This window comes from Jatrophihabitans sp. (assembly GCA_036389035.1).
Lineage (GTDB): Bacteria > Actinomycetota > Actinomycetes > Mycobacteriales > Jatrophihabitantaceae > Jatrophihabitans_A.
Map to the genome: position 1 here is coordinate 32413 of DASVQQ010000035.1, position 21728 is coordinate 54140.

The window sequence follows — 21728 nt, forward strand, 5'->3', positions numbered from 1 at the left end:
GCGCCTGGCTGCGCTGCGATTCCCAGGTCGCAACGCAGCCGGCCCCTGCACCCCATGACCACCACGATGCCCGGCCCGGCCGGATACGGGCAGGCCTGCCGCCGGTAATCCTGGTCAAGGTGAACTTGCCGAACCTCGGCAAGATGGCTGTACTGACCTCATGCGAAACATGACGGAGCAGGGACAGCTGAGGAGCCGAGCATGACGGCCAAGTCCGGCAAGCCAACCGGTTCAGAAGGGGTGCCGGGCCTCGATCAGGACGACTGGCTTCGCGCCGTCGCGGAGTCCACGGCCAAGGCTTGCCAGGCGCCGGTGGAGTTGCTGGGCGAGTACCTGACGATGCTGGCTGACGCGGCGGTCTCGGGCCGCCGGCCACGACCGGAGCAGTTGGCGGCCGTCCGGGACCTCGGCCGCAGCGCCGCCGAGCAAGGCGTCGGCGCGGGGCAGGCGGTGGAGCTCTACCTCGGGGCGGCGTGGCGGCTCTGGAGGCAACTGCCCATGGTGGTGCGCAGTCGTGACCGCGAGCGGGTTCGGGAGGCCGCTGAGGCGGTGTTGCGGGTACTCGACGATGCCATCGGCGTGTTCCTGGACAGCCACCAGGCCGCGCGACGCGAGATGATCCGCCACGAGGAATCACTGCGGCGGGAATTCATCGACGACCTGTTGCGCGGTGACGCCGACGTCTCGCGCCTGGTCGAGCGCGCCGAGCCGTTCGGGCTCGATCTCGGCCAGTCGCATCAGGTGGCGCTGGCCGCACCCAGTGATCCACAGGACAAACTCGATCGAACGACGACCGCCATCGATCGGGTGACGACAGTTATCGACCGGGCGGCGACAGTCCTGGAACGGGCCGTCGTCGAGCAGTTCGGCGATCGCGAGGTGCTGGTTGCCACCAAGGACGGCAACGTCGTCGTCCTGGTCCCTGGGCCGAGCAGGAGCTCCCGGGCCAGATCGATCGAGGTCACCGAGGTGATCCAGAAAGAGCTCAGCCGTCTGACGTCCGGTCAGCCGTGGCACACCTCAGCAGGCCGGCCCTACGTCGGCGCCTACGGGATAGCCCGGTCCTATGAGGAGGCCCGGGAGGCGCTTGCCCTCGGCGAGCGGCTGGGGATGGACGCCGGCACGGTGCAGCCACGTGACTTGCTGGTCTATCGCGTCCTGGCGCGTGACCAGGCGGCCACCCTCGACCTGGTCCGCGACCTGCTGGCCCCCCTGGCCGGAGCCCGCGGCGGGCCTGGGTTGCTCCTGGAGACCCTTCGTTGTTACTTCTCCTGCGGCGCGGTCGCCACCGAGACCGCGCGGCGGATGAACGTGTCGGTTCGAACGATCACCTACCGCCTGGCCCGGGTGAAAGCGCTGACCGGGCAGGACCCGAGCGATCCGGCCACCCGGTTCGCGTTGCAGGTCGCGGTGGAGGCGGCGCGGCTGTTCGACTGGCCGGCCCGCGACTTGCCGACCGGCCCGTGAGCCGGATTGCCGAGAATCGGCAAACGCTTACTGGCCATGCTGTCCAGGTTTGTCGCGCTGCCCAGACGGGTGCCGGCGCGCATGTCGGCAACTGCCCGATCGGCCGCCGCGTGTTCACTCAGTGCCGTGTGACATAGTACTGGTGTGGCACGGGTAGTCATCGTCGGCGCGGGCATCGTGGGTGCCGCCTGCGCCTTCTACGCCGCCCGGGCGGGTCTGGAGGTCACCGTCCTGGAGCGCGGCGCCGTCGCCGCCGGCACCACCGGCGCGGGTGAGGGCAACCTGTTGCTGTCAGACAAGGAGGCCGGTCCTGAGCTGGACCTGGCGTTGCGGTCATCGCGGCTGTGGAGCGAACTCGGCGAGGAACTGGGCAACGAGGCCTTCGAGCTGGAACGCAAAGGCGGCGTGGTGGTCGCCAGCGGCGCCGGCGGGCTCACCGCCCTGCGCGAGTTCGCGGCCGAGCAGCGTGCGCTAGGGGTGGACAGTGAGCCGCTGGACCGGGCGCAGCTGCTCGAAGCCGAACCGCACCTGTCCCCCGCCATGGCGGGCGGCGTCTTCTACCCCGGCGACCTGCAGGTGCAGCCCGCGCTGGCCGCCGCCAGCCTGCTCGCGGCAGCCCGGGGCTTGGGGGCCGTCGTGCACACCGGTGTCGAAGTCACCGGCAGCGTGCTGACCGGCGGACGGCTGAGCGGGGTGCGCACCGGCGCCGGCGTGGTGCCGGCCGATCACGTGGTCAACGCGGCCGGAACCTGGGGTGGGCAGGTTTCGGCCCGGTTGGGCGCCGAGGTGCCGATCCTGCCGCGGCGTGGCTTCATCCTGGTCACCGAGCCGCTGCCTCGGGTCATCCGGCACAAGGTCTACTCGGCCGACTACGTCGCCAACGTCGCCTCGGACAACGCGGGCCTGGAGCTGTCGCCCGTGATCGAGGGAACCCGATCGGGGCCGGTGCTGATCGGCGCCAGCCGCGAACGGGTCGGCTTCGACAAGAGGATCTCGATTCCGGTGGTGCGGCAGCTCGCGGCCCAAGCGATCACCCTGTTTCCGGTGCTGGCCGAGATCCAACTGCTGCGGGTGTACGCCGGGTTCCGCCCCTACTGCCCCGACCACCTGCCCGTGATCGGCGCCGACCCGCGCGTTCCGGGCGTGCTGCACGCCTGCGGGCACGAGGGCGCCGGCATCGGCCTGGCCCCCGCGACCGGTGAGCTGATCACCCAGCTGATCACCGGGCAGCCGGCCAGCGTGGATCCCAAGCCCTTCAGCCCGGAGCGCCTGATCGGAGGGCTGGCATGACCGGATTCACCTTCGACGAGCGGGAGATCGACTTCGTCGAGGGCCAGACCGTGGGCGCCGCGCTGATCAACGCCGGCATCTACAGCTGGCGCGTGACCCGCCGGCATGCAACGCCGCGCGGCCTGTTCTGCGGCATCGGGGTCTGCTACGACTGCCTGATCAGCGTGAACGGCGCCGGAAACCAGCGCGCCTGCCTGGCGCCGGCCGCCGCCGGCATGACCGTCACGACCCAGACCGGGACGGGTCACGATGACCTCGCCTGCTGAGGACGCCGGGCAGCCCTCGGTCGCCGTCATCGGCGCCGGCCCGGCAGGTCTGGCGGCGGCCGTGCACGCCGCCGAGCAAGGAGGGTCGACGATCCTGATCGATTCCGGTGCTCGGCTGGGGGGCCAGTACTGGCGCCACCAGAAGACCGGTCTGGACGGCTCGGACGGCCTGCACCATGACATCGCGACCTATGAGGACCTTCGCCGCCGGTTGACGGCCCTCGTCGCGGCAGGGCGGCTCACCGTCCACCTCGAGCACCAGGTCTGGTCGCTGCAGGCCGACGAGTCGGAATGCCTGATCGCAGCCGTCGACCGTCGCGACCCGCACCGCCCGGCCGAGCTGTGCGTGCGCGCCGACGCGGTGGTGCTGGCTGTCGGCGCCTATGACCGGCAGGTCCCCTTCCCCGGCTGGGACCTGCCCGGCGTCCTCACCGTGGGCGGCGCCCAGGCCCTGCTCAAGGGCAGCGGCGTCGCCGTCGGGCCCCGCGTCCTGGTCGCGGGCACCGGGCCGTTCCTGCTGCCCGTGGCCACCGCGCTGGCCGCCCATGGGGCCGACGTCCTCGGCGTGCACGAGGCCAACCGCGCCGCCGGCTGGTTCAGGCAACTGCCCGCTGCCGTGGCGCAGCCGGCCAAACTCCGCGAGGCAGGTGGCTACGCGCTCGGCCTGGCACGGCACCGGATACCGCTGCGCACCGGCTCTGTCGTCGTCGCGGCGCATGGCGGCGACCGGCTGGAAGCGGTGACCGTCGCCCGCCTGGACCGGGCCGGCAAGGTCCGCGACCACACCCGCCGCCGGGTGGCTGTCGACGTGCTCGCCGTCGGGTACGGCTTCACCACCCAGTCCGAGCTGCCGTCGCAAGCCGGCTGCGCGCTGTCGGTGACCGCGGACGGGACGCTCGCCGTCACCACCGACAGCACCCAGCAGACCAGCAACCCGCGCGTCTTCGCGGCCGGGGAGACCACCGGCGTCGGCGGCGCCCAGCTGGCCGTGGCCGAAGGCGTCGTCGCGGGGGTCTGCGCCGCGCGGGCCGCCAGCCGATCCGCCGACCCGGCAGGCCCGCCGGCCCGACCCGACGGTGAGCCCGACTTCCCTGTGGAATCAAGCAGAACCGTCGCGATGGCCATCCGGACCCGGGACCGGCTGCGCCGCTTCGCGGCCGCGATGCACGCGGTCTACCCCGTCCCCCGGTTCTGGCTCGACACGCTCGAACCGAGCACGGTGGTCTGCCGATGCGAAGAGGTCAGTGTCGCTGAGATCGACGCCGCCATCGACGCCGGCGCCCGGGACGCCCGTACGGTCAAGCTGCTGTCCCGCTCCGGAATGGGCTGGTGCCAGGGACGCGAATGCGGCTACGCCACCAGCTGCCTGACCGCGTCGCGAACCGGACAGCCGCTCGATCTGGCCGGCAGCGCCAACCGGCCGGTCGCCGCGCCCATCCCGCTCGGGCTGCTCGCCCACCCGCCCACCGAACCCGCAACGATGACCCCTTGAAGGAGCACCAGATGGACCGCAAGCCCTGGCACGGAGTACTCGTCGCCACCGCACTGCCCTGGAATGACGACGACACCCCAAACCTGGATGCCTTCGCCACCCACGTCGCGTGGCTGGCCGCCAACGGCTGCCACGGGGTGACGCCCAACGGCTCGCTCGGTGAGTACCAGGTTCTCACCGACGCCCAGCGGGACGCCGTGGTGCGCACCGCGGTGCAGGCCGCGCCCGACGATTTCGTGGTCATGCCCGGCATCGCCGCCTACGGCGCCAAGCAGGCTCGCCGGCACGCCGAGCTGGCCGCGGAGGCCGGCTGTCCCGCCGTGATGTTGCTGCCTCCGAACTCCTACCGGGCCCGCGACGTCGACGTCGTGGAGCACTATCGCATCGTCGCCGAGGCCGGCGTCCCGATCGTCGCCTACAACAACCCGTTCGACACCAAGGTCGATCTCGTTCCGAGACTGCTGGCCCAGCTCTACCACGAGGGGCTCATCGTCGCCGTCAAGGAGTTCTCCGGCGACGTGCGCCGGTTCTACGAGCTGCGCGAGCTCGTCCCGGATCTCGACGTGCTCGCCGGCAGCGACGACGTCGTCGTCGAGCTCTGCCTCACCGGCTCGCCCGGTTGGATCGCCGGTTACCCCAACGTCTTCCCCGCGTCCTGCGTCGAGCTGTTCAACGCCGCCCGGGCACGCGATCTGGACAAGGCGCTGCCGCTGTACTACGCGCTGCACTCGCTGCTGCGCTGGGACTCCAAGACCGAGTTCGTGCAGGCGATCAAGCTGTCGATGGACCTCAACCCCGACGCGATCGACGGTGGGCGCTGCCAGCCGCCGCGCGGGCCGCTGTCCGAGGCCGACGCGGCCGTCATCCGCGAGGCGACCGAGAAGGCGATGGCCGCCGGCCTGCGCTGAGCACCCGCCGACTACTACGGCTGAGACTGAGAGGGAGCGACCAATGAGGTCGGTACGCACGCTGCACGCGGTCGACTCGCACACCGAAGGCATGCCGACGCGCGTCATCGTCGGCGGGGTGGGCGTGCTTCCGGGCGAGTCCATGGCGCAACGGCGGGTCAACTTTCTGCGCGACATGGACGACCTGCGGACGCTGCTGATGTTCGAGCCCAGGGGGCATGCCGCGATGTCCGGCGCGATCCTGCAACCCCCGACCCGTCCGGACTGTGACTGGGGCGTCCTCTACATCGAGGTCTCGGGCTGCCTGCCGATGTGCGGGCACGGCACCATCGGGGTGGCCACGGTCCTGGTGGAGACGGGCATGGTGCCGGTGGTGGAACCGGTCACCACCATCAGGTTGGACACCCCGGCCGGAGTGGTGGTCGCCGAGGTCGCGGTCGAGGGCGGCGCCGCCCGCTCGGTGACCATCCGCAATGTGGCCTCGTTCTCCCTCGCCCTGGACCAGCAGGTCGACGTCCCGGGACTGGGAACGGTGGACTACGACATCGCCTTCGGCGGCAACTTCTACGCGATGGTGGAGCTGGCCAAACTCGGCTTCGCCTTCGACCGCGCCCAGCAACAAGGCATCGTCGAGGCGGGGCTGGCGATCATGGAGGCCATCAACGCCTCGAAGTCACCGGTCCACCCGGAGGCCCCCGAGATCAGCGGTTGCCATCACGTGCAGTTCATCGCCCCCGGCTCGACCGCCCGGCACTCCCGTCATGCCATGGCGATCTATCCCGGATGGTTCGACCGCTCGCCGTGCGGCACCGGCACCAGCGCCCGGATGGCGCAACTGCACGCCCGCGGCGAACTCGCGCTGCACACCGACTTCGTCAACGAGTCGTTCATCGGCACCCGGTTCATCGGACGCCTCGTGGAAGAGACGACGATCGGTGACCTGTCCGCCGTGGTGCCGACCATCACCGGTCGGGCGTGGGTCACCGGAACCGCGCAGTACCTGCTCGACCCCACCGACCCCTTCCCGGCGGGATTCCGCTTTTGAACGCGAGAGATAACATGATCACCTCGACCTCCCCGCAACGACCTGACGACATCGTGGCCCGGGTCCGGGCGAGCACGCCCGAGGACGTGCACGAGGCGGCCCAGGCGGCCCGCAAGGCCCAGCCCGAGTGGATCGACGCCGGCGCCGCCGGGCGGGCCAAGGCGCTGGGCCAGGCGGCCGACGCCGTGCAGGAGGCCGCGACCGAACTGGCGGCGCTCGCGGTGCGCGAGGTCGGCAAGCCGCTGGCCGAGGCCCGGGGCGAGATCGCGCGGTCGGTGGCCATCCTGCGCTACTACGCCCAGCAGCCCTTCGACCCGGTCGGCGCCACTCACAACCCGTCCGGCGCGGGCTTGCTGTTCACCACCCGGCGCCCACGCGGGCTCGCCGGGCTCATCACGCCGTGGAACTTCCCGTTCGCGATCCCGCTGTGGAAGGCGGCTCCGGCCCTGGCCTACGGCAACGCCGTCCTGCTCAAGCCCGCCGAACCGGCGACCGCCTGCGCGTTGCGGCTGTCCGAGCTGCTCACCCCGCACCTGCCCGCCGGCCTGTTCACCGTCGTCGCCGGCGGCGCGGACACCGGCCGAGCCGTTCTGGAGGAGGCCGACGTCGTCTCCTTCACCGGCTCGACCGGAGTGGGCCGCGCCATCGTCGCCGCGGCGGCTCAGCGGGGCATCGCCGTGCAGGCCGAGATGGGCGGGCAGAACCCGGCGATCGTCCTGCCCGACGCCGACGTCGAGGCCACCGCCGGCAGCATCGCGGCTGCCATCGCCGGTTACGCCGGACAGAAATGCACCGCCACCAAAAGGGTGATCGTGGTCGGTGACGCCGCCGGGTTCGTCGAGGCCCTCGTCGAGGCGGTTCGGAACGTCGTGGTCGGCGATCCGGCGCGGGAGGACGTCACGGTGGGCCCGGTCATCGACGCGGCCGCCCGCGATCGGGTGCTGGCCGCCGCCGCGAGTGTCGAGGCCGGCGGCGGCCGGGTGCTCACCGGCGGGACCGAGGCCGGCGACACCGGATGGTTCGTCGCGCCCACGCTCGTCGACGGGTTGGGAGCTGACCACCTGCTCGAATGCGACGAGGTGTTCGGCCCGATCTGCTCGATCAGCAGGGTCGCGACCCTCAACCAGGCGATCAGCCGCGCCAACGCCGTTCAGCACGGCCTGGTGGCCAGCCTGCACACCCGCGACCTCGCCGGCGTCCTGGACGCCGCCAACCGCCTGGACGCGGGCATGATCAAGGTCAACGCGCCGACCACCGGAGTCGACTTCTACCTGCCGTTCGGCGGTGTGAAGGCCTCCAGCTACGGCACGAAGGAGCAGGGCAAGGTCGCGGTGGACATCTTCACCAGCTCGCACACCGTCACCATCGAAGCCGGCTGAGGCGCCTTCCATGACCTCCAGCACGCCGGTCCTGCGTTCGGTCGGCTCCCGGACCAGCCTTCGCGACGAGGCCATCAAGACCCTGCAGGCGGCGATCATCGCCGGTGAACTGCGGCCTGATGTCGTGTACTCCGCCCCGACCCTGGCCGCCCAGTTGCGCATGTCGGCCACCCCGGTGCGCGAGGCCGTCCTCGACCTCGTCAACCAGGGCCTGGTCGAGACCGTCCGCAACAAGGGATTCCGGGTCGTGGAACTCGACGCCGCCGAACTCGACGAGCTCACCGAAGTGCGGCTGCTCATCGAGGTGCCCGCGGTGCGGCTGCTCGCCCGGCGAGGGCTGGAGGCCGAGGAGTACAAGAAGTTGAAGCAGCTGGCCGCCCAGATCGAACGCGCGGCCGTGCGCAACGACATGATCGCCCACAACAAGGCCGACCTCGAGTTCCATTCGGCACTTCTGGGCCTGCTCTCCAACAAGACGCTGGTCTCCACCGTCCAGTCATTGCGACTCAGGTCGCGCCTGTACGGCATGTCCAGGCTGGCCGACTCCGGACAGCTGCTGCCCACCTCGCACGAGCACACCGAACTGCTCGACCTGATCAAGGACGGCGACGCGGCAGGCGCCGCGCGGCTGATGCGGCAACACATCGGACACGTCCGCGGCTCCTGGGCGACCGGCGACGCCGAGGACTGACCGCGCGGCCCGACCTCGAAAGGCATGCGATGACTGTGGAATCTCGGCCGATGCCGCAACGCGCGATCGCCGGCCGCGAGGTCGGCGCCATCGGCCTGGGCTGCATGCCGATGAGCTGGTTCTACGACCGCGGCGCGCGCAACGACGACGAGGCCACCGCCACGATCCAGGCAGCCCTGGACCACGGCGTCACCCTTCTCGACACCGCCGACGTCTACGGGCCGTTCGCCAACGAGTCGCTGCTCGGGCGCGCCCTGGCCGGGCGGCGTGAGAAGGCGTTTCTGGCCACCAAGGTCGGCCTGCTGGTGGACGGCGCCTCGCAGTACCACCGCAACGGCTCACGAGCGCACATCCACGGCTCGTGCGAGGCGTCGCTGCGGCGCCTGCGAACCGAGCACCTCGACCTGTACCAGCTGCACCGCGTCGATCCCGCCGTCCCGGTCGAGGACAGCGTGGCCGCGCTGGCCGAGCTCGTTCAGGCAGGCAAGATAAGGGCGATCGGGCTGTCCGAGGTCAGCGTGGACGAGCTCGGGCGCGCCGCCCGGATCGCGCCGATCGCCTCGGTGCAGTCGGAGTTCAGCCTGTGGACCAGGGATCCGGCCCGAAACGGCGTGCTGCGCTGGTGCGAGGACAACGGCGCCGCCCTGCTCGCCTACGCCCCGCTCGGACGCGGGTATCTGACCGGCGCGATCCGCTCGGCAGCGGACCTGCCCGCCGATGACTGGCGCCGGGACAACCCGCGGTTCCAGCCGGCGGCGCTGCGCGCGAACGAGAGCCTGCTGGCGGCCGTCCTTGAGGTGGCGGAGCGAGTCGGCGCGTCAGCGGCGCAGGTCGCCCTGCGCTGGTTGCTCGGCCAGAGCCGCTGCGTTCTCCCGATCCCGGGCACCAGGCGCCCGGCCCGGGTCATCGAGAACGCCCGCGCGGCGCTGATCGAGCTAAGCGAGGACGACGCACGCTTGCTCGATGGGCTTTCAGAGCCCGCAGGCGCACGTTACTGAGGTGCCCCCGTTCGTCGGAGACAGCGGCTGAAGCCACCTATCCCGGCCGGCACTTTGATGGCAGGATGTGACCGGCCACACATCTCCGCGGAGTCGGACGAGCCACCACGCCGCCCGACGCGCGATGAACGGGGAGCTCAAATATGCATCAGAGCGTGCGCGATTACTGGATCTCTTTCAACGACCCTTTGGAGGGCCGGGTCGACTTCATGTACCTGGACCAGAAGGGCTGGCTGAGCACGGGCATCGGCAACAAGATCGACGAGACGCCCCGTCCCAATTCGATGCCGACTTCTGACGAGCGGGCGCGCTCCCTCGACCTAGCCAACGAGTTGCGCTGGTTGGACGCCAACGGCTCGGAGGCGACACCGGATCAGGTCGCTGCCGACTGGGATGCGGTGAAGGCTCGCCTGGACCTGGCGCCTCAAGGACACAAGGCGTTCAAACCACTGACGTCGCTGCACGTCGAGGATGCTGACATCGACCATCATGTGCTGGCCAAGCTCGATCAGATGGAGTCCTATCTCGTCGCACGCGGTGAGTTCGCCGACTTCGCCAGCTGGCCGGCGAACGCCCAGTTGGCCACCATGAGCATGTGCTGGGCGCTGGGGCCGGCTTTTAAGTTTCCCAAACTCCAAGGCCACGTCGCAGCGCGGAACTGGAACGGCGCCGCCGACGAATGCCACTTCAACCCTGACGAGGGGACCATCCGGGTTCGGAACGCCCTTGACCGCAAGCACTTCCAGCTCGCCCAGGTGGTCGAGGATCAAGGATTGCCGTTCGAGCAGATCGCCCTGGACCTTTCCGACGTGTTCGGCGTGCAGGGTGCGCTACTCGCCCTCGGATACCGGCCGGGCCGTCAGGACGGCGCGGACGGCCCGAGCACCCAGGGCGGTGTCCGCGCGTTCCAGACCAACAACGGGCTGCCCCCGAGCGGAGCGTTCAACGATCCGGACACGCTGAGCGCGCTCAGTGGTCAGCTCGCCAGCCTTGGTTTCATCGCGCTGGGCGTCTGAACCCATTACCCAAGCAGAAAGGCACAACGACGTGGCCGCTTTCGACATCGACATATCCAGCCCCTTCCCCTCTGGGTTTACCAGAGGACACGGCGGACCCAACTCCGGTGGCCACCATCCGCCCGAGTGGTACATCCAGTTCGGTATGGATCTGGGCGCGCCCCCTGGCACCGAGATTCATGCCGCCTTCGACGCGCACATCACGAAACTGAGCCCGCACGATCCCGCCACGGACAGCGGCAAGGTCTACGGCGCGCAGCTTTTCATGCGGGCGTCGAACGACATGATGGGTGGCTTCTACACCCACCTCGCCGATGTGCCCGCGAACTTGGCCGTCGGATCGACGGTCTCCAGAGGCGACGTGCTGGGAACGGTGCTGGCCTCGGGAGGTATCCCGCCGCACGTGCACATGGCCCTCGTCGAGATCATCGGCGGCGCGCCGGGTGGCCGGTACCAGGGCGTGGACCTGTACCAGCTGTTCCTGGACATCTCGAATTCCGACACCGTCACCTCGGTCAGCTTTATGCAGGACGGCTCACCACCGGTGCCCGGCGGAGGATCCGGCGGTGGTGGATCCAGCGGTGGCGCGAAGGTGTATCACCTCGGCTCCCTGCGCGGGATCCAGGAAGGCCTGGCGGTGCTCGGATTCGACCCTGGAGGCATCGACGGTCTGGACGGGCCCAAGACGCGGGCCGCTGTCACGCAGTTCCAGGCATCCCAAGGCCTTTCGCAGGACGGGCAGGCCGGGCCCAACACCCGTGCCGCGCTCGCGAACGCCCTCATCGAGCAGGGTCACCAGGTCGACGGCGTCTGACGTCTGATCTTGGCCAGGCCGTCGGCCTAGGGCAGCGCCGTCCGCCCGCGGCTCGGGTGCTCATCCTTGCGGTGGCGGCGTGGCCCCGGGGACGAACCTCGTCAGCCGCCCGGTCACAGCTGTGCCCGCCGCCGCGTCTTTGGCGATGACCACGCCACCGCCGTCCACCTCGGTGACCACGTCGTCGACGTAGTGGAACCCGCCCTGCTCGTCCGAGGTCACCGTGACGGCCTTCGAGACGGCGCCATGCAGGAAAGTAAGGCCGATGCTGGCGGCGGCGTTGAAGCCCGCGCCATTGACGACGACGGACTCGGCGCTGCTTGTGACAGTCAGGCGAGGCCCGGCTGCCACCGGTGCCTCCTCGACCGGTGCCGACTCGGGTGGCGCCTTGACCGCGAGGCTGTACGCCAGGCTTGTCGTGAAGTCGTGCGGTTGCCCCCCGGCGCACACACCGCCGCCGTCGCCCTCGAACGCCAGGCCCCCGCACCGTGCGCACCGGCGCCAGCCGGCCTCGGCGCCCTCCGGCGGGAACTCGACCGGAATCCCGTACAGCCGACTGTCGGTGAAGTCGTGAGCGGCGCCGTCCCAGCAGTTGCCGGCTGAGTCGCCCCCGTAGGCGAGGCCTTGGCACCGGTTGCAGCATCGCCAGTTTGACTCGCCTCCGATCGGTGCGGCGTCGACCGGAATGCTGTAGGCGCCGCTGTCGGCAAGGTCGTGGGGCTGTCCGTCGCGGCACACGCCGTGTGACAGCTGAGTGAACGTCATGCCGTTGCACTTGCCGCACTTGCGCCACCCGGGCTGCCCGTTGGCGAGCAGGTCGGGAAACACGCTGTAGGCGCCGCTGGTGGAGTGATCGTGAACCTCACCTGCTGGGCAGGGTCCGATGGCAAGACTGGTCATCGCCAGCAATTGGCACTTGCTGCACCACTTCCAGCCGGGTTGGGCGTCCGGCCGGGCGTCGACCGCGACGCTGTAGTCGGCGCTGTCGGCGTAGTCATGCTCGCCGCCGACGAAGCAGGCCCCGTTGGAGATGCCGCCGAAGGCCAGCGCCTGGCAGCGGCCGCATTGACGCCAGCCTGACTGGGTGCCCTCCAGGGAGATGCCGAAGGGCAGGACGTAACCGTCACCGCTCGGGGTGTGACTGCCGCCGTTCACACATTGGTTAGCAAGGTAGTCGGCGATGACGATTCCTTGGCAGTTGCCGCACCAGGTCCACCATTGCTGCAAGCCCGACTGCACGAGCGGAACGCTGTACTCCCAGCTGCCCGTGGGATCGTGCGGACCACCCGAGAAGCACACGGCATCCTGCTTCGAGCTGTCGTACAGCCCGCGGCACACGCTGCAGGAACGCCAACCCGGCTGGGCGCCGGGGATGTGGGAAACGACCGGCACGCTGTACTCGAAAGAGGCGTCACTCAGGTCGTGCGGAGTGCCGTCCTGGCATCGGCCCGGGATGTGGCTGAACGCCAGTCCCTCGCACCTCAGACAGCGGCGCCAGCCCGGTTGGGCTCCGTCCTGCGCGGGGCCGTACGGAAGCAGGTATTCCCGGCTGACCGCGAAGCGATGCATCCCGCCGTCGGAACAGGCGCCGCTGGTGTGTCCGATGTACACCAGGGTGCGGCAGTGACTGCAGCGCCGCCACTGGGTCTTGAGCTCCACGGTTCCCCCCTCTCGCCGGCCGCCGGCCTGAGCGGAAACTACGTCTTGTCGACCTGGTCGAACCGCAAACCGCTTGACCCCTCGCCGCTGCCGGTCAGCTTGCGCCTGGCCTGCCAGAGGTGGCGCGACCCGTCGTGCCAGCGTGCGTGCTGCCAGGTCCGCACCACCTGAACGCCCGAGCGCGGAACCTCCTCCTCATGCAGCCACACGTTTCCCGACGGCAGCAGCGTCCCGGCAGGTTGGAGGTTGCTGACCTCGCCGTTGACGATGCGCGACAGCGGAACGAGCCGGAGCCGGATCGACTCCTGATCCGAGAGTTGCTCGGGCATCAAGGGAAACCAGTGATCAGGCACGTCTGAGTCGACGTGATAAGCCGGGTGCTCGGTGATCACCGGCGGCGGGATATCCCGGGCGGCCCACTCGGCGAACCGGTCGCGGGCGCGGCCTTGGTCATCGCACACGATCGACTCCACGGCCCACGCGAGGTTGGCCATCTCGTCACGCAGCAGCACCACGACGTCGGTCGGCTGGCTTTCCAGCGAGCCGGGAATGGCGGGCGTGAGGAAGAACCATGGACTCGTCGGCCGCTCCTGACCTGGCGTCAACGGTTGCTCCGCCGCGCTGAGGCTGAAGAGGTTCCACCCATCGACGTCCGGATCAATGGCGGTGAGCGTGCTCGTGCCGCCGAACACGTCGTGCACGTCGAACCGGCTCACTTGGCTGAGGGTCGAGACCGGCACCCGGATGGGAACGACGAACCAGTCATTGCCATACACCGTGGCGTAGCCGACCAGCATCAGCCGGCCGAGGTCGATGGGTGCGGCGTCCACCGACCCCGGGTCGAATCGGGCGTCCTCCATCTCCCAGAACCGCGGTGCGGGCATTCCGCCGAATCGCGCGGGAGCGGGGATTCCGCTCTGCTTGATCCGCCGCGCTTCTCCGGGCGCCGGACCGTCCACCTCGAAGGCGTCCACCGCCGACCAGTCCAACCGCCCCCCGTGGTACTCGCTCGCGCGCAGTTCCACCGACGGCAGTCCGGTCGCGCGAAGGGCGAAGGCGTGCTCCAAGCGGTGCTCATCCCAGCAGTCCTGATCGGCGGGGATCAGCTCGGGCGCCTGCGCCCGCCACCATTCGAGCCAGTCGCCGGCCAGGGACGCGAGCTGCGCGGCGGTCGAGGTCACGGCCGCGCCCGCGCGCAGCGCAGCCAACTCCTCCTCGACGGTCCCGGCATCGGACAACCGCTGCAGGCAGCCGGCCAGCCCGGCGCCGTCCGGTAATGCGCGGCGAACCGCGGAGTCGCCCTGGTCGAGCAACGCCGAGCTGGGGAACGGACAGCGCGCGACGAACGCTGCCAGGTCATCGGCCGCTCCAGCAGCTGCGAGCATTCGGCGCAGCCGCAGGCCGCCCTCGAGCCGCAGGCGGGGCGACGGCCCGCCCCCATGCTCTTCCACAAGTCGCTCGAGCGGAGTGGCCCCGGAGGCAAACGTCTGCCAATTCTCGCCGTCGGCGGTACGCCACTGGTCAAGCGGATGGACGTCCAGGACTGCCTCCACCCAGGCAGGCGACGCCGCGTTCTCGTGGCGGAACTCACCGAACTGCCACTGCCTGCCCAACAGCCAGAGCGGGTCATAGACCCGCGCGGCCAGGCCTTCTTCGATGCCATGGCCACGTGACGGGCTCTCGTAGTGGCTCATCCCTGGCCGTCCGGAATCGGGAGGACGGTGCGCAGCTCGGGCACGTCCACCAGGTCGAGTGTCCGGATCCGCGACAGCAACAGCGTCTCCTCCACGCAGGCGTGCACGTCCTCCAGACACCAGCCGCGAGCGGGATCCGGCGGAACGGCGATGAGCATGGCCTGCGGCGGGCGGGCGCCCGGCCGGTCGTAGTCGAACGCCACGCCGACGATCTCCTCCGCGCCGTGCGCGCCGGGCGGCCGGGGCACCACCTCCGTCCAGGAGTCGACCACCAGGCCGGCGTGGGTGTCAGCGGGGTCGTCCTGCTGGAGCACCAGCGAGTTGCGCGGGCCGGCGCCCTCGGCCAGCGCAGCGGTCGCCACCCACGGCTGCGCGGCGGCCTCGGCTGCGACTGGCTGGGCGAGGACATAGGAGGCCGCGGACGTCTGGGCCAGCACCTCAGCGGCGACCATCGCACCGTCGAGCGTGTCGACTCGCGGGCGGACCAGGCACATGTCGCGCAGCCAACCGGCCACCGCGTCGGCGTCGGGAGCTGGCGCCGGGGCGGGTGGAAGGCCGCGCGTCAACCGGGGCGCCACCTTCACGGCAGGGTGCAGCAGGGCAGCGGTGACCGCGAGCAAGCTGGCCACCCACGCGCCGGCGGCGGCCGGTTGAGCGTTCGGATCAGGCGGCGCGGCCCGATCGGCGAGATCGACCGAACCGAGCAGCGAGCGCAACCGGTCAAGGTCGGCGGCGGCGGGGCCGGCTCCCACGGGCAATCCGAGCTCGGCCAGCCGCCGCACTACGGGCTCCGCGGCCTCGGCCGAGTCGATGCGGCCCAGATCCTTGGCAGCCGCGCGGACTTTGGCCAGCCAGCCACCCACCCGGTCACCCAGGTCAGTGAGGTGGTGTCCAGACCCTGGCTCCGGATCGGCCGGGTCCAGGTGCGCGGGAGTCAGCGGGGTCGCGCCGGAGGTCACCGCCCGCAGCCGCTCGCAGAGCAGCATGAGGTCGGTGAACGCCGCCTCGTCAAAGTCGCCGGCAGCCGTGAGCGCGTCCCGGACGCTGGTCGCGGGCGCGATCAACAGGTCGAGCGCGCACCAGCCGAGCGCGCCGAGGCGAGCGCTGAGCGGTGCGTCGGCCGCGGCTCCGAACCGGCGGCGCAGCCAACCTTCGACGCCGGGCTCCAGCTGAGCGAGCGGCCGGTCGTCGTTCCAGCCGGGCGGCATGGCTGCGGGCAAAAGCATGCCGACGTGATGAGTCACCGCTATGCCGCCGCGCGGGGTGCGCAGCACGTCGTAATCCGAGGGCAGGTCCTGGCCCCTGCCGATCGCGTCCGCGGCGAGCCCGGCCCGCAGCGCGCTGCCGCCGACGAGCTGGTGGACGCTCTCGGCCAGCAGCAGATCACTGACCGCGTCGAAGGTCTCCTCGAGCTCGGCGAGCATCCGACGGATGGCAGGGCCGTCCGCCTGAGGGTCGGCACCGGTGATCGAGCGCAGGGTGTCATCGGAGTCGAAGCGTGCCCGGTCCCGGCGCAGGGCTTGCCCGTCGACGACGTTGCGGGCGCCGATCGACACCTTGGCCTCCTCGTGACCCGGCGCCTCGGCCTCGACAAGCGGGGCGAGCGGGTACGCCTGCCGGAAGCCGGCGACGCAGGCATCCAGCTTCGCGTCGTGCAGGGCCCGCTCGAACTGGTACCCCAGCAGCGCGTTGACCGTTTGGCCGCCGCGCACGCCTTCGATCATCGCCTGCGCCCGCCGGACCCGCGCCGACTGGATGTCGACCGCGAACGCGCCCTTGTCCGAGTGGGCCTGCCAGCCCGACCTCAACACCGCCGCGGTGGTCGCGTGGTGCAGGGACGGCGTGAGGAGGTAGCCCTGCCGCTGCGGATTGGGATTAATGGACTCGATGTTGGTGAGCCAGCCGTACCCGCCGGTGCGTATCCCGCTCGGCCTGGCCTTTCGCAGACCGTCCAGGCGCGAGGCCGCCAAGGACGACACCCACGCGTCCACCCGGCTCGACAGCGCCTCCAACGTCTCGCGGTACAGCCGCTCCAGCCGCGGCAGGTCGGCGATGGCGTCGTCCTCGACCGTGACGAAGTGCGCGAACAGCTCCCGGACCGGCGCACCGGTGGCGGCTCGCTCGGCGACGGCGTCAGGCAGTGCCGGACCGCCGAGGGAGACCAGGTTGCGCAAGAAGTTGTAGGTCCATTCGGCTTGGGCGTAGAACATGCTGGTCGTCGGAGGGTTTCGAAGCTGCCAGAGCGGCTCGGTGAGCGATCGGTAGGTGTCGTCGAACGGATCCGGGGCCGGCGGCGTGTGCGTCTGGCGCATGTGCGCAAGCCCCTCGTCGAACAGGAACAGCAACTGGGCCAGTGGATGGCCCGAGACCGCGGGCGCCAAAGCCTGCGGCAGCCCGTCCGGGAAGGGGTCGAGGACTTGGGCCCCACCCTGCTCGGCGTGCCGCCACGCCAGCGGTGAGGTCGACGGGATCGCGCCGACCGCGGCAGGCGGCGGCTTCTTACCTTCCCACGTGCCCGCGAAGTTGGGATAGCCGTTCAACTGGCGCGGACTCGCTTCCCGGCTCAGCAGATCGAGAAGGACCGCGTCCTGGTCGGCCCCCTCGCCGACCTGCAGGCCGCGGTCCAGATGTTCGGCCATCACGGCGAGGAAGGACCCGACGTAGAAGGTGATGTTCGGATCGACGTCCTCGCCACGCCACAGGTCGGTCGAGCTGACCGGAAGCAGCCCGTAAGGCTGGCGCGCGATGCGCAGCACGGGCAGCGGTCCCCGCGCTCGGACGTACTTGCTGTAGTGATCGCGCGCCGCGAGGAACCACGGATCCCGGCACGGCGTGGAGTTACCGGTGTCGGCGCTCTCGCGCGGGCGCCACATCCGCGACCAGGAGTAGAAGTCGGCCTGCAGGCTGTGCAGCCTGTGCAGCAGCGCCTCATCGTCGCTGCCAGGGTCGCACACGCCGGCCAGCACCGCTGCCCCGTCGACGCCGAGAGCCCGAGCGAGCCGCGCTGCCTCCTGGGGGCTGGAGGCGTCGTATGCCGCCCGCCATCTCTCGACCAGGTCGGGGTCGTTCGGGGCGCCTCGGGATAGCCAGCCGCTGCGGGTCTCTGGCGTGTTGTTCGTCGGGGTGCGGGCCGGCAGGGGTGACAGGCCGCCGGAGAACGTGTGGGCAGCGAGCATGTCCTGGACCCTGGCCGCTCCGGTGGCGCTGTCCTGAGAGGACACCCCGACGACGGTCAGCAGATCGAAGCTTTGCTCTGGATCCTCAAGTGGAACAGCGAGCCCCATCCCGCACTCGACGGCCTTCGGAAAGTCGATCAACCACCGGCTCGTGTCGTCGAACGGAAGCGAGTCCGGGCCCGCGCCGCCGCCGGTCGCCTTCGGGGCCAGTCCCACCGGCAGCGTGTCCGGGATGTCCGCGCCGACCTCGCGCCACACCAGCGCACCGTCCCGGTAGGCCGAGAATTCCAGCCGATCAGGCAACAGCAGGGTGCGCGCGGACCGCATCCAGGCCTCCGGGCGCAGCTCAACGTCAGGAAAGCCCGGCTCGCCGGGCGGTTGGCCGGACGGGGTCAACGCGGCACGGACCCAGCTCGCCCGCTCTCCGCCGGACGCCGCGACGAGGGCTCGCCAGGCGGCCTGCCGCCTCGGCACATCCATGCCGGCGGCGAAGATTTCGCGCCAGTAGGCGGTTCCTGCTCGGCGTTCGCCTTCGGTCAGCGCCAGCTCGTGGCTGTCGACGTGCACGTCGTCGGGATAGACCCGGATCCGCAGTTCGGGCGAGCCGGCGTTGTCCCGGTACACCGCCTCCAACCTCAGCGGTAGCAGCAGGATGGGGTCGCTGTTGTCGCTGGCGAAGAGCGGGGACTCCGCAGCCAGGCTGTCATAGGCCCGTGCCGCTTCGTCGTACCTGGCGGTGGCAGCCTGCAGCGCTGCCGCCCCGGCGTCGAGCGCGGGTTGCAGCGTCTGGATCTCGGCGTAGATCTCCGGGTTCAGCCCCTGATCGACGACCTGGAAGGAGCCGTCGGCCTCACGCCAGAAATCCGCGTGCGACTCGGCGCTGTGCAGGTTGCGCAGGGCGAGTTCTCGCTCGGCTCGTGCGGAGCCGACCGCGAACCGCCGGTCCGTCAGTTCCGCCATCAGCCACCGCCTGTCGGAGGAAGGAGGATCTCGGCTTGGATCGCGACTCGGAAGGGGCGCTGCAACGTGATCCGGGCGATGTCAGCGGCGTCGCGGTTCCACCCGGCCGAGCCGTCGGGCAGGCCGGGTGGAGGGCCGAACGGCAGGCCGGCGACCGCGTGCTCCCGAACCACCGGAACGAAGGCAGCGGACTGGCTGCCGTCCGCAGCCGGCCACCTCGCGTCGTTCCAGCTGGCGAAACCAACCGGTTCCGGCGGCGCCGGCGGAGTCGGCGGCTCCGGCGCCTCGTCGAAGCCGAACCGGATCCGGAAGCTGTGCTCAGCGAGCACGAAGAACCAGCCGAAGGAACCGACGGTGGCAGGCCTGGTCAATTGCTCCTCGGGAATTTCGAAGCCGTAGGCGTTCGTCGACTCGTCGACCTTGATGACGAAGGTGGGAGTGACGGGCGGGCGGGCCGGATCGGGCCGGTAGTGGCCACCGGCGTGGTCGGGGTTGCCGGTGGGCACCGCGGTGACCACCAGATCCGGGTACCGGCGCAGCACGTCGGCGCGGATCAGCAGCACCACCAGGCCGTCCACGTTGAGCAGCCGGCGACCCAGCTCGGTGGAATCGGTCCAGGTGTTGATCGGCGCGATCTCCGCTGAGCCGTCCGGGCGCGGCCAGAACCGCTGGAACGGGGTGCCGCGGCGATCGGTGGGGTACTCGCGCCACAGCAGCTCCCGCATCATCTCGTGGTTGATCCCGACGAGGTAGGACTCGATGAAAGGGCCGTTCTGCTGCAACAACGCCACCTGGTTCATCGGCAGCGCGCCCAGGCCGGGCAGGAACCACTCCGGGTCCGCTGAGAGCAGCGCGAGCGCTGTCGGAAGCCGGAACTCCGGATAGGCCATCACCGGATCGCTCGGGGCCGGCGTGACGAGGCGATCGGGCAGCGCGGTCTGGCTTTCCAGTCGCGACCAGTGGCTCGCGCCGGGATGGAGCGCGGCGCTGATGCGGCCCGCGAGACCGGCCGCCTCGATGGCGACGCCGTACCGGGACACCGATCCGAAGGCGTCGCCGGTGCTCATGTCGGTCAGCACCTGGTTGGCCATCTGGGCGATCGGATCGGCCTGTCCGGCGATGGCGTCGACCACCGCGCCCAGATCACCCGCTCCGATCGAGGTCATCAGCGCGCTGTCCAGGCCCAGGCCGCCGATCCGCTCGACGAGCGCTCCACCCCCCGCACCCTGGTCGTTGACGGCGGCGACCCGGGCAAGGGCATTGATGGCCACCAGCTGGTTCGCGGCGGCGACGGAGGACAAGGCCGTGCTGCCGGCCGCGTTCACAGCGAGCGGAGCGGGTATGACCGGAGCGCCGGCCGGCACCGTGACTTCTCCGGCCAGCGCCCGGGGCACGACGTTGCCGACCGTCACACCGGTTCGCTGAGCCAGCTTGCCCGAGGGCCGGACGCGGCGCGCGAACGCCGAACTGGCCGCGCCGTCGGTCAGCCGGCTCATCCGGACCTCGGTCGCCAGCGTGGTCGTGTCGGTGGTCCGGACCCGGGCGCTCGCGGGTGCGGCCAGGGCCAGTAACTCCCCCGGAAGCAGCGGCGCGACATGGCGATCGTGAACCCGGGCGGCGACCTCGGTGGTGAGCTCGACGACCGCTCGAAGGCGGTTGGCCTCCCTGATCGCACCGACCTGCGCCCACGCCCTGGCCATCAGGTCCTCCTGATGGGCCCGCACGTACTCAGCGCCCAGCCCGGCGGCGATCCGATTGCCGATGTCAGTGTTGAGCTGGGCCAGCCACGCCGGGCCGGACTCGACCAGGTCGTGGCAGACATGGCGGCCACCGTAGAGCGGTGGAGCCAGCGATCCGGTCGTGTCCTCCTGCCGAGCCCGCAGGATGCGCTGAGCGGGCTCGTCCAGCTGGGCCCGAAGCCGGGTGTCGATGGCAGCCAGTGTCTCGGGCGACACCACGGGATCGGGAGTCGGCGCGGCGCCGAACGGGACGAGCGCGCCCTGCACCCCGATGAGCTGTGCGCTGTCGGCCAGCGCGGCATCGCGCGACCAGGGGGCGCGCACGTCGATCGCGCGCGCCGAGGACACTTGCAGCGCATCGGTGTCAGCCGGCCGGAGCCGCCGCACCAACTGCTCGAAGTCGCCCTCCGGCCCGGTGGTGAACGTCCAGGAGTAATAGACCGGAAGCCGGACGCTGCCGCCCGAAGCGACATCCCAGGCGGGCTCATGAGGCGCCTGGTGCGCTTGCGGATCGCCAAGTCCGGCAGCCACTCCCGAGGCGAAGGAGGGCACCAGGCACGCGCGGTAGGTGACGCCCGGTTTCAAGTGGCGGGGGCAGATCAGCCTGGCGATCGCCGCGGCCGAGGGTTGGCCGCCGCCGGTCAGCTCGCCCGCGCCCGACGTCCGCTGCACATGCGCCCAGCCCCATGAGTCGCCAAGGTCCGGCAACTCGCTGACATCAGCCTCGACCGAAGGCAGCGGCTCGCCGGGCGTCAGGAGGGTGCGGCTGGCGTCCAGGACGACGAGCACCAGCCAGGGCCGCAGCCTGCCATCGGTGGCCCTGGCCGGGGTGAGCACCCACGGCAGCTCCACCGGACTCACCTCGACAGCTGCGAGGTAATTCGGTTCGACGTCTGCCGCTCCAGGCGACGGCTCGGCGCGCACGACCGTCCCGGCTGCCAGGCCTTGGATGTCACCGGGCCCGAGCAGTCGCATCTCAGGGCCCTTGAGCGACTGGGTCTGGGCCTGCGGTCCCACCAGGGTCACCGCCGGCGCGAACGCCGCGGCGGGCAGCACGCCCATGTTCTCAGTCGCCTGGATCGCCTCGCCCAGCGGACCCTGGACGTAGGCGGCGAACCTCAGATCGGCCATCGG

At 70.7% G+C, this 21728-nt stretch carries 15 protein-coding genes; 11 read left to right on the forward strand and 4 right to left on the reverse strand.

Going from position 1 to position 21728, the window contains the following annotated elements:
* The first annotated feature begins 201 nt into the window (after nucleotides 1-201).
* From VF557_18305 to VF557_18355, 11 genes are all read left to right on the forward strand, one after another.
* The gene (locus VF557_18305; GenBank protein ID HEX8082170.1) at nucleotides 202-1467 is read left to right on the forward strand and encodes a helix-turn-helix domain-containing protein; all 1266 of its coding nucleotides are present in this window, start codon (nucleotides 202-204) and stop codon (nucleotides 1465-1467) included.
* Nucleotides 1468-1611: 144 nt separating this feature from the next.
* On the forward strand, nucleotides 1612-2757 hold the full coding sequence (locus tag VF557_18310; protein ID HEX8082171.1) for an FAD-binding oxidoreductase: 1146 nt from the start codon (nucleotides 1612-1614) through the stop codon (nucleotides 2755-2757).
* Complete coding sequence (locus tag VF557_18315) at nucleotides 2754-3023, forward strand: (2Fe-2S)-binding protein (protein ID HEX8082172.1); 270 nt, start codon at nucleotides 2754-2756, stop codon at nucleotides 3021-3023. Before VF557_18310 ends, VF557_18315 begins: the two co-directional genes overlap by 4 nt.
* On the forward strand, nucleotides 3007-4515 hold the full coding sequence (locus tag VF557_18320; protein ID HEX8082173.1) for an FAD-dependent oxidoreductase: 1509 nt from the start codon (nucleotides 3007-3009) through the stop codon (nucleotides 4513-4515). Before VF557_18315 ends, VF557_18320 begins: the two co-directional genes overlap by 17 nt.
* Before the next feature lie 11 nt (nucleotides 4516-4526).
* Nucleotides 4527-5423, forward strand: coding sequence for a dihydrodipicolinate synthase family protein (locus VF557_18325; protein HEX8082174.1), 897 nt, complete (start codon nucleotides 4527-4529; stop codon nucleotides 5421-5423).
* A gap of 43 nt (nucleotides 5424-5466) precedes the next feature.
* Complete coding sequence (locus VF557_18330; GenBank protein HEX8082175.1) at nucleotides 5467-6468, forward strand: proline racemase family protein; 1002 nt, start codon at nucleotides 5467-5469, stop codon at nucleotides 6466-6468.
* Nucleotides 6469-6482: 14 nt separating this feature from the next.
* Entirely contained in the window at nucleotides 6483-7847 is a 1365-nt protein-coding gene (locus tag VF557_18335; GenBank protein ID HEX8082176.1) for an aldehyde dehydrogenase family protein, read from the forward strand.
* A gap of 10 nt (nucleotides 7848-7857) precedes the next feature.
* Nucleotides 7858-8538 carry a GntR family transcriptional regulator gene (locus VF557_18340; GenBank protein HEX8082177.1) on the forward strand — a complete coding sequence of 227 codons (681 nt, stop codon included), beginning with the start codon at nucleotides 7858-7860 and terminating at the stop codon, nucleotides 8536-8538.
* A 50-nt stretch (nucleotides 8539-8588) separates the two neighbouring features.
* Nucleotides 8589-9536 (forward strand): aldo/keto reductase, encoded by a 948-nt coding sequence (locus tag VF557_18345; protein HEX8082178.1) that lies wholly within the window; start codon nucleotides 8589-8591, stop codon nucleotides 9534-9536.
* Between the two features lie 143 nt (nucleotides 9537-9679).
* Nucleotides 9680-10552, forward strand: a complete 873-nt coding sequence (locus tag VF557_18350; GenBank protein HEX8082179.1) for a peptidoglycan-binding protein — start codon at nucleotides 9680-9682, stop codon at nucleotides 10550-10552.
* Nucleotides 10553-10583: 31 nt separating this feature from the next.
* A complete protein-coding gene (locus VF557_18355; protein ID HEX8082180.1) occupies nucleotides 10584-11366 on the forward strand; it encodes a peptidoglycan-binding protein in 783 nt (260 codons plus the stop codon).
* Nucleotides 11367-11426: 60 nt separating this feature from the next.
* Here VF557_18355 and VF557_18360 read toward each other — a convergent pair whose 3' ends face one another.
* Genes VF557_18360 through VF557_18375 form a run of 4 tightly spaced genes read right to left on the reverse strand, consistent with a single transcriptional unit; the run spans nucleotide 11427 to nucleotide 21725 of the window.
* The gene (locus VF557_18360) at nucleotides 11427-13025 is read right to left on the reverse strand and encodes a hypothetical protein (GenBank protein HEX8082181.1); all 1599 of its coding nucleotides are present in this window, start codon (nucleotides 13023-13025) and stop codon (nucleotides 11427-11429) included.
* Nucleotides 13026-13063: 38 nt separating this feature from the next.
* A complete protein-coding gene (locus VF557_18365) occupies nucleotides 13064-14719 on the reverse strand; it encodes a hypothetical protein (GenBank protein ID HEX8082182.1) in 1656 nt (551 codons plus the stop codon).
* A complete protein-coding gene (locus tag VF557_18370) occupies nucleotides 14716-18855 on the reverse strand; it encodes a hypothetical protein (GenBank protein HEX8082183.1) in 4140 nt (1379 codons plus the stop codon). Before VF557_18370 ends, VF557_18365 begins: the two co-directional genes overlap by 4 nt.
* Entirely contained in the window at nucleotides 18855-21725 is a 2871-nt protein-coding gene (locus tag VF557_18375) for a hypothetical protein (GenBank protein ID HEX8082184.1), read from the reverse strand. The genes VF557_18370 and VF557_18375 overlap by 1 nt, the downstream gene beginning before the upstream one ends.
* Between the last annotated feature and the right edge of the window lie 3 nt (nucleotides 21726-21728).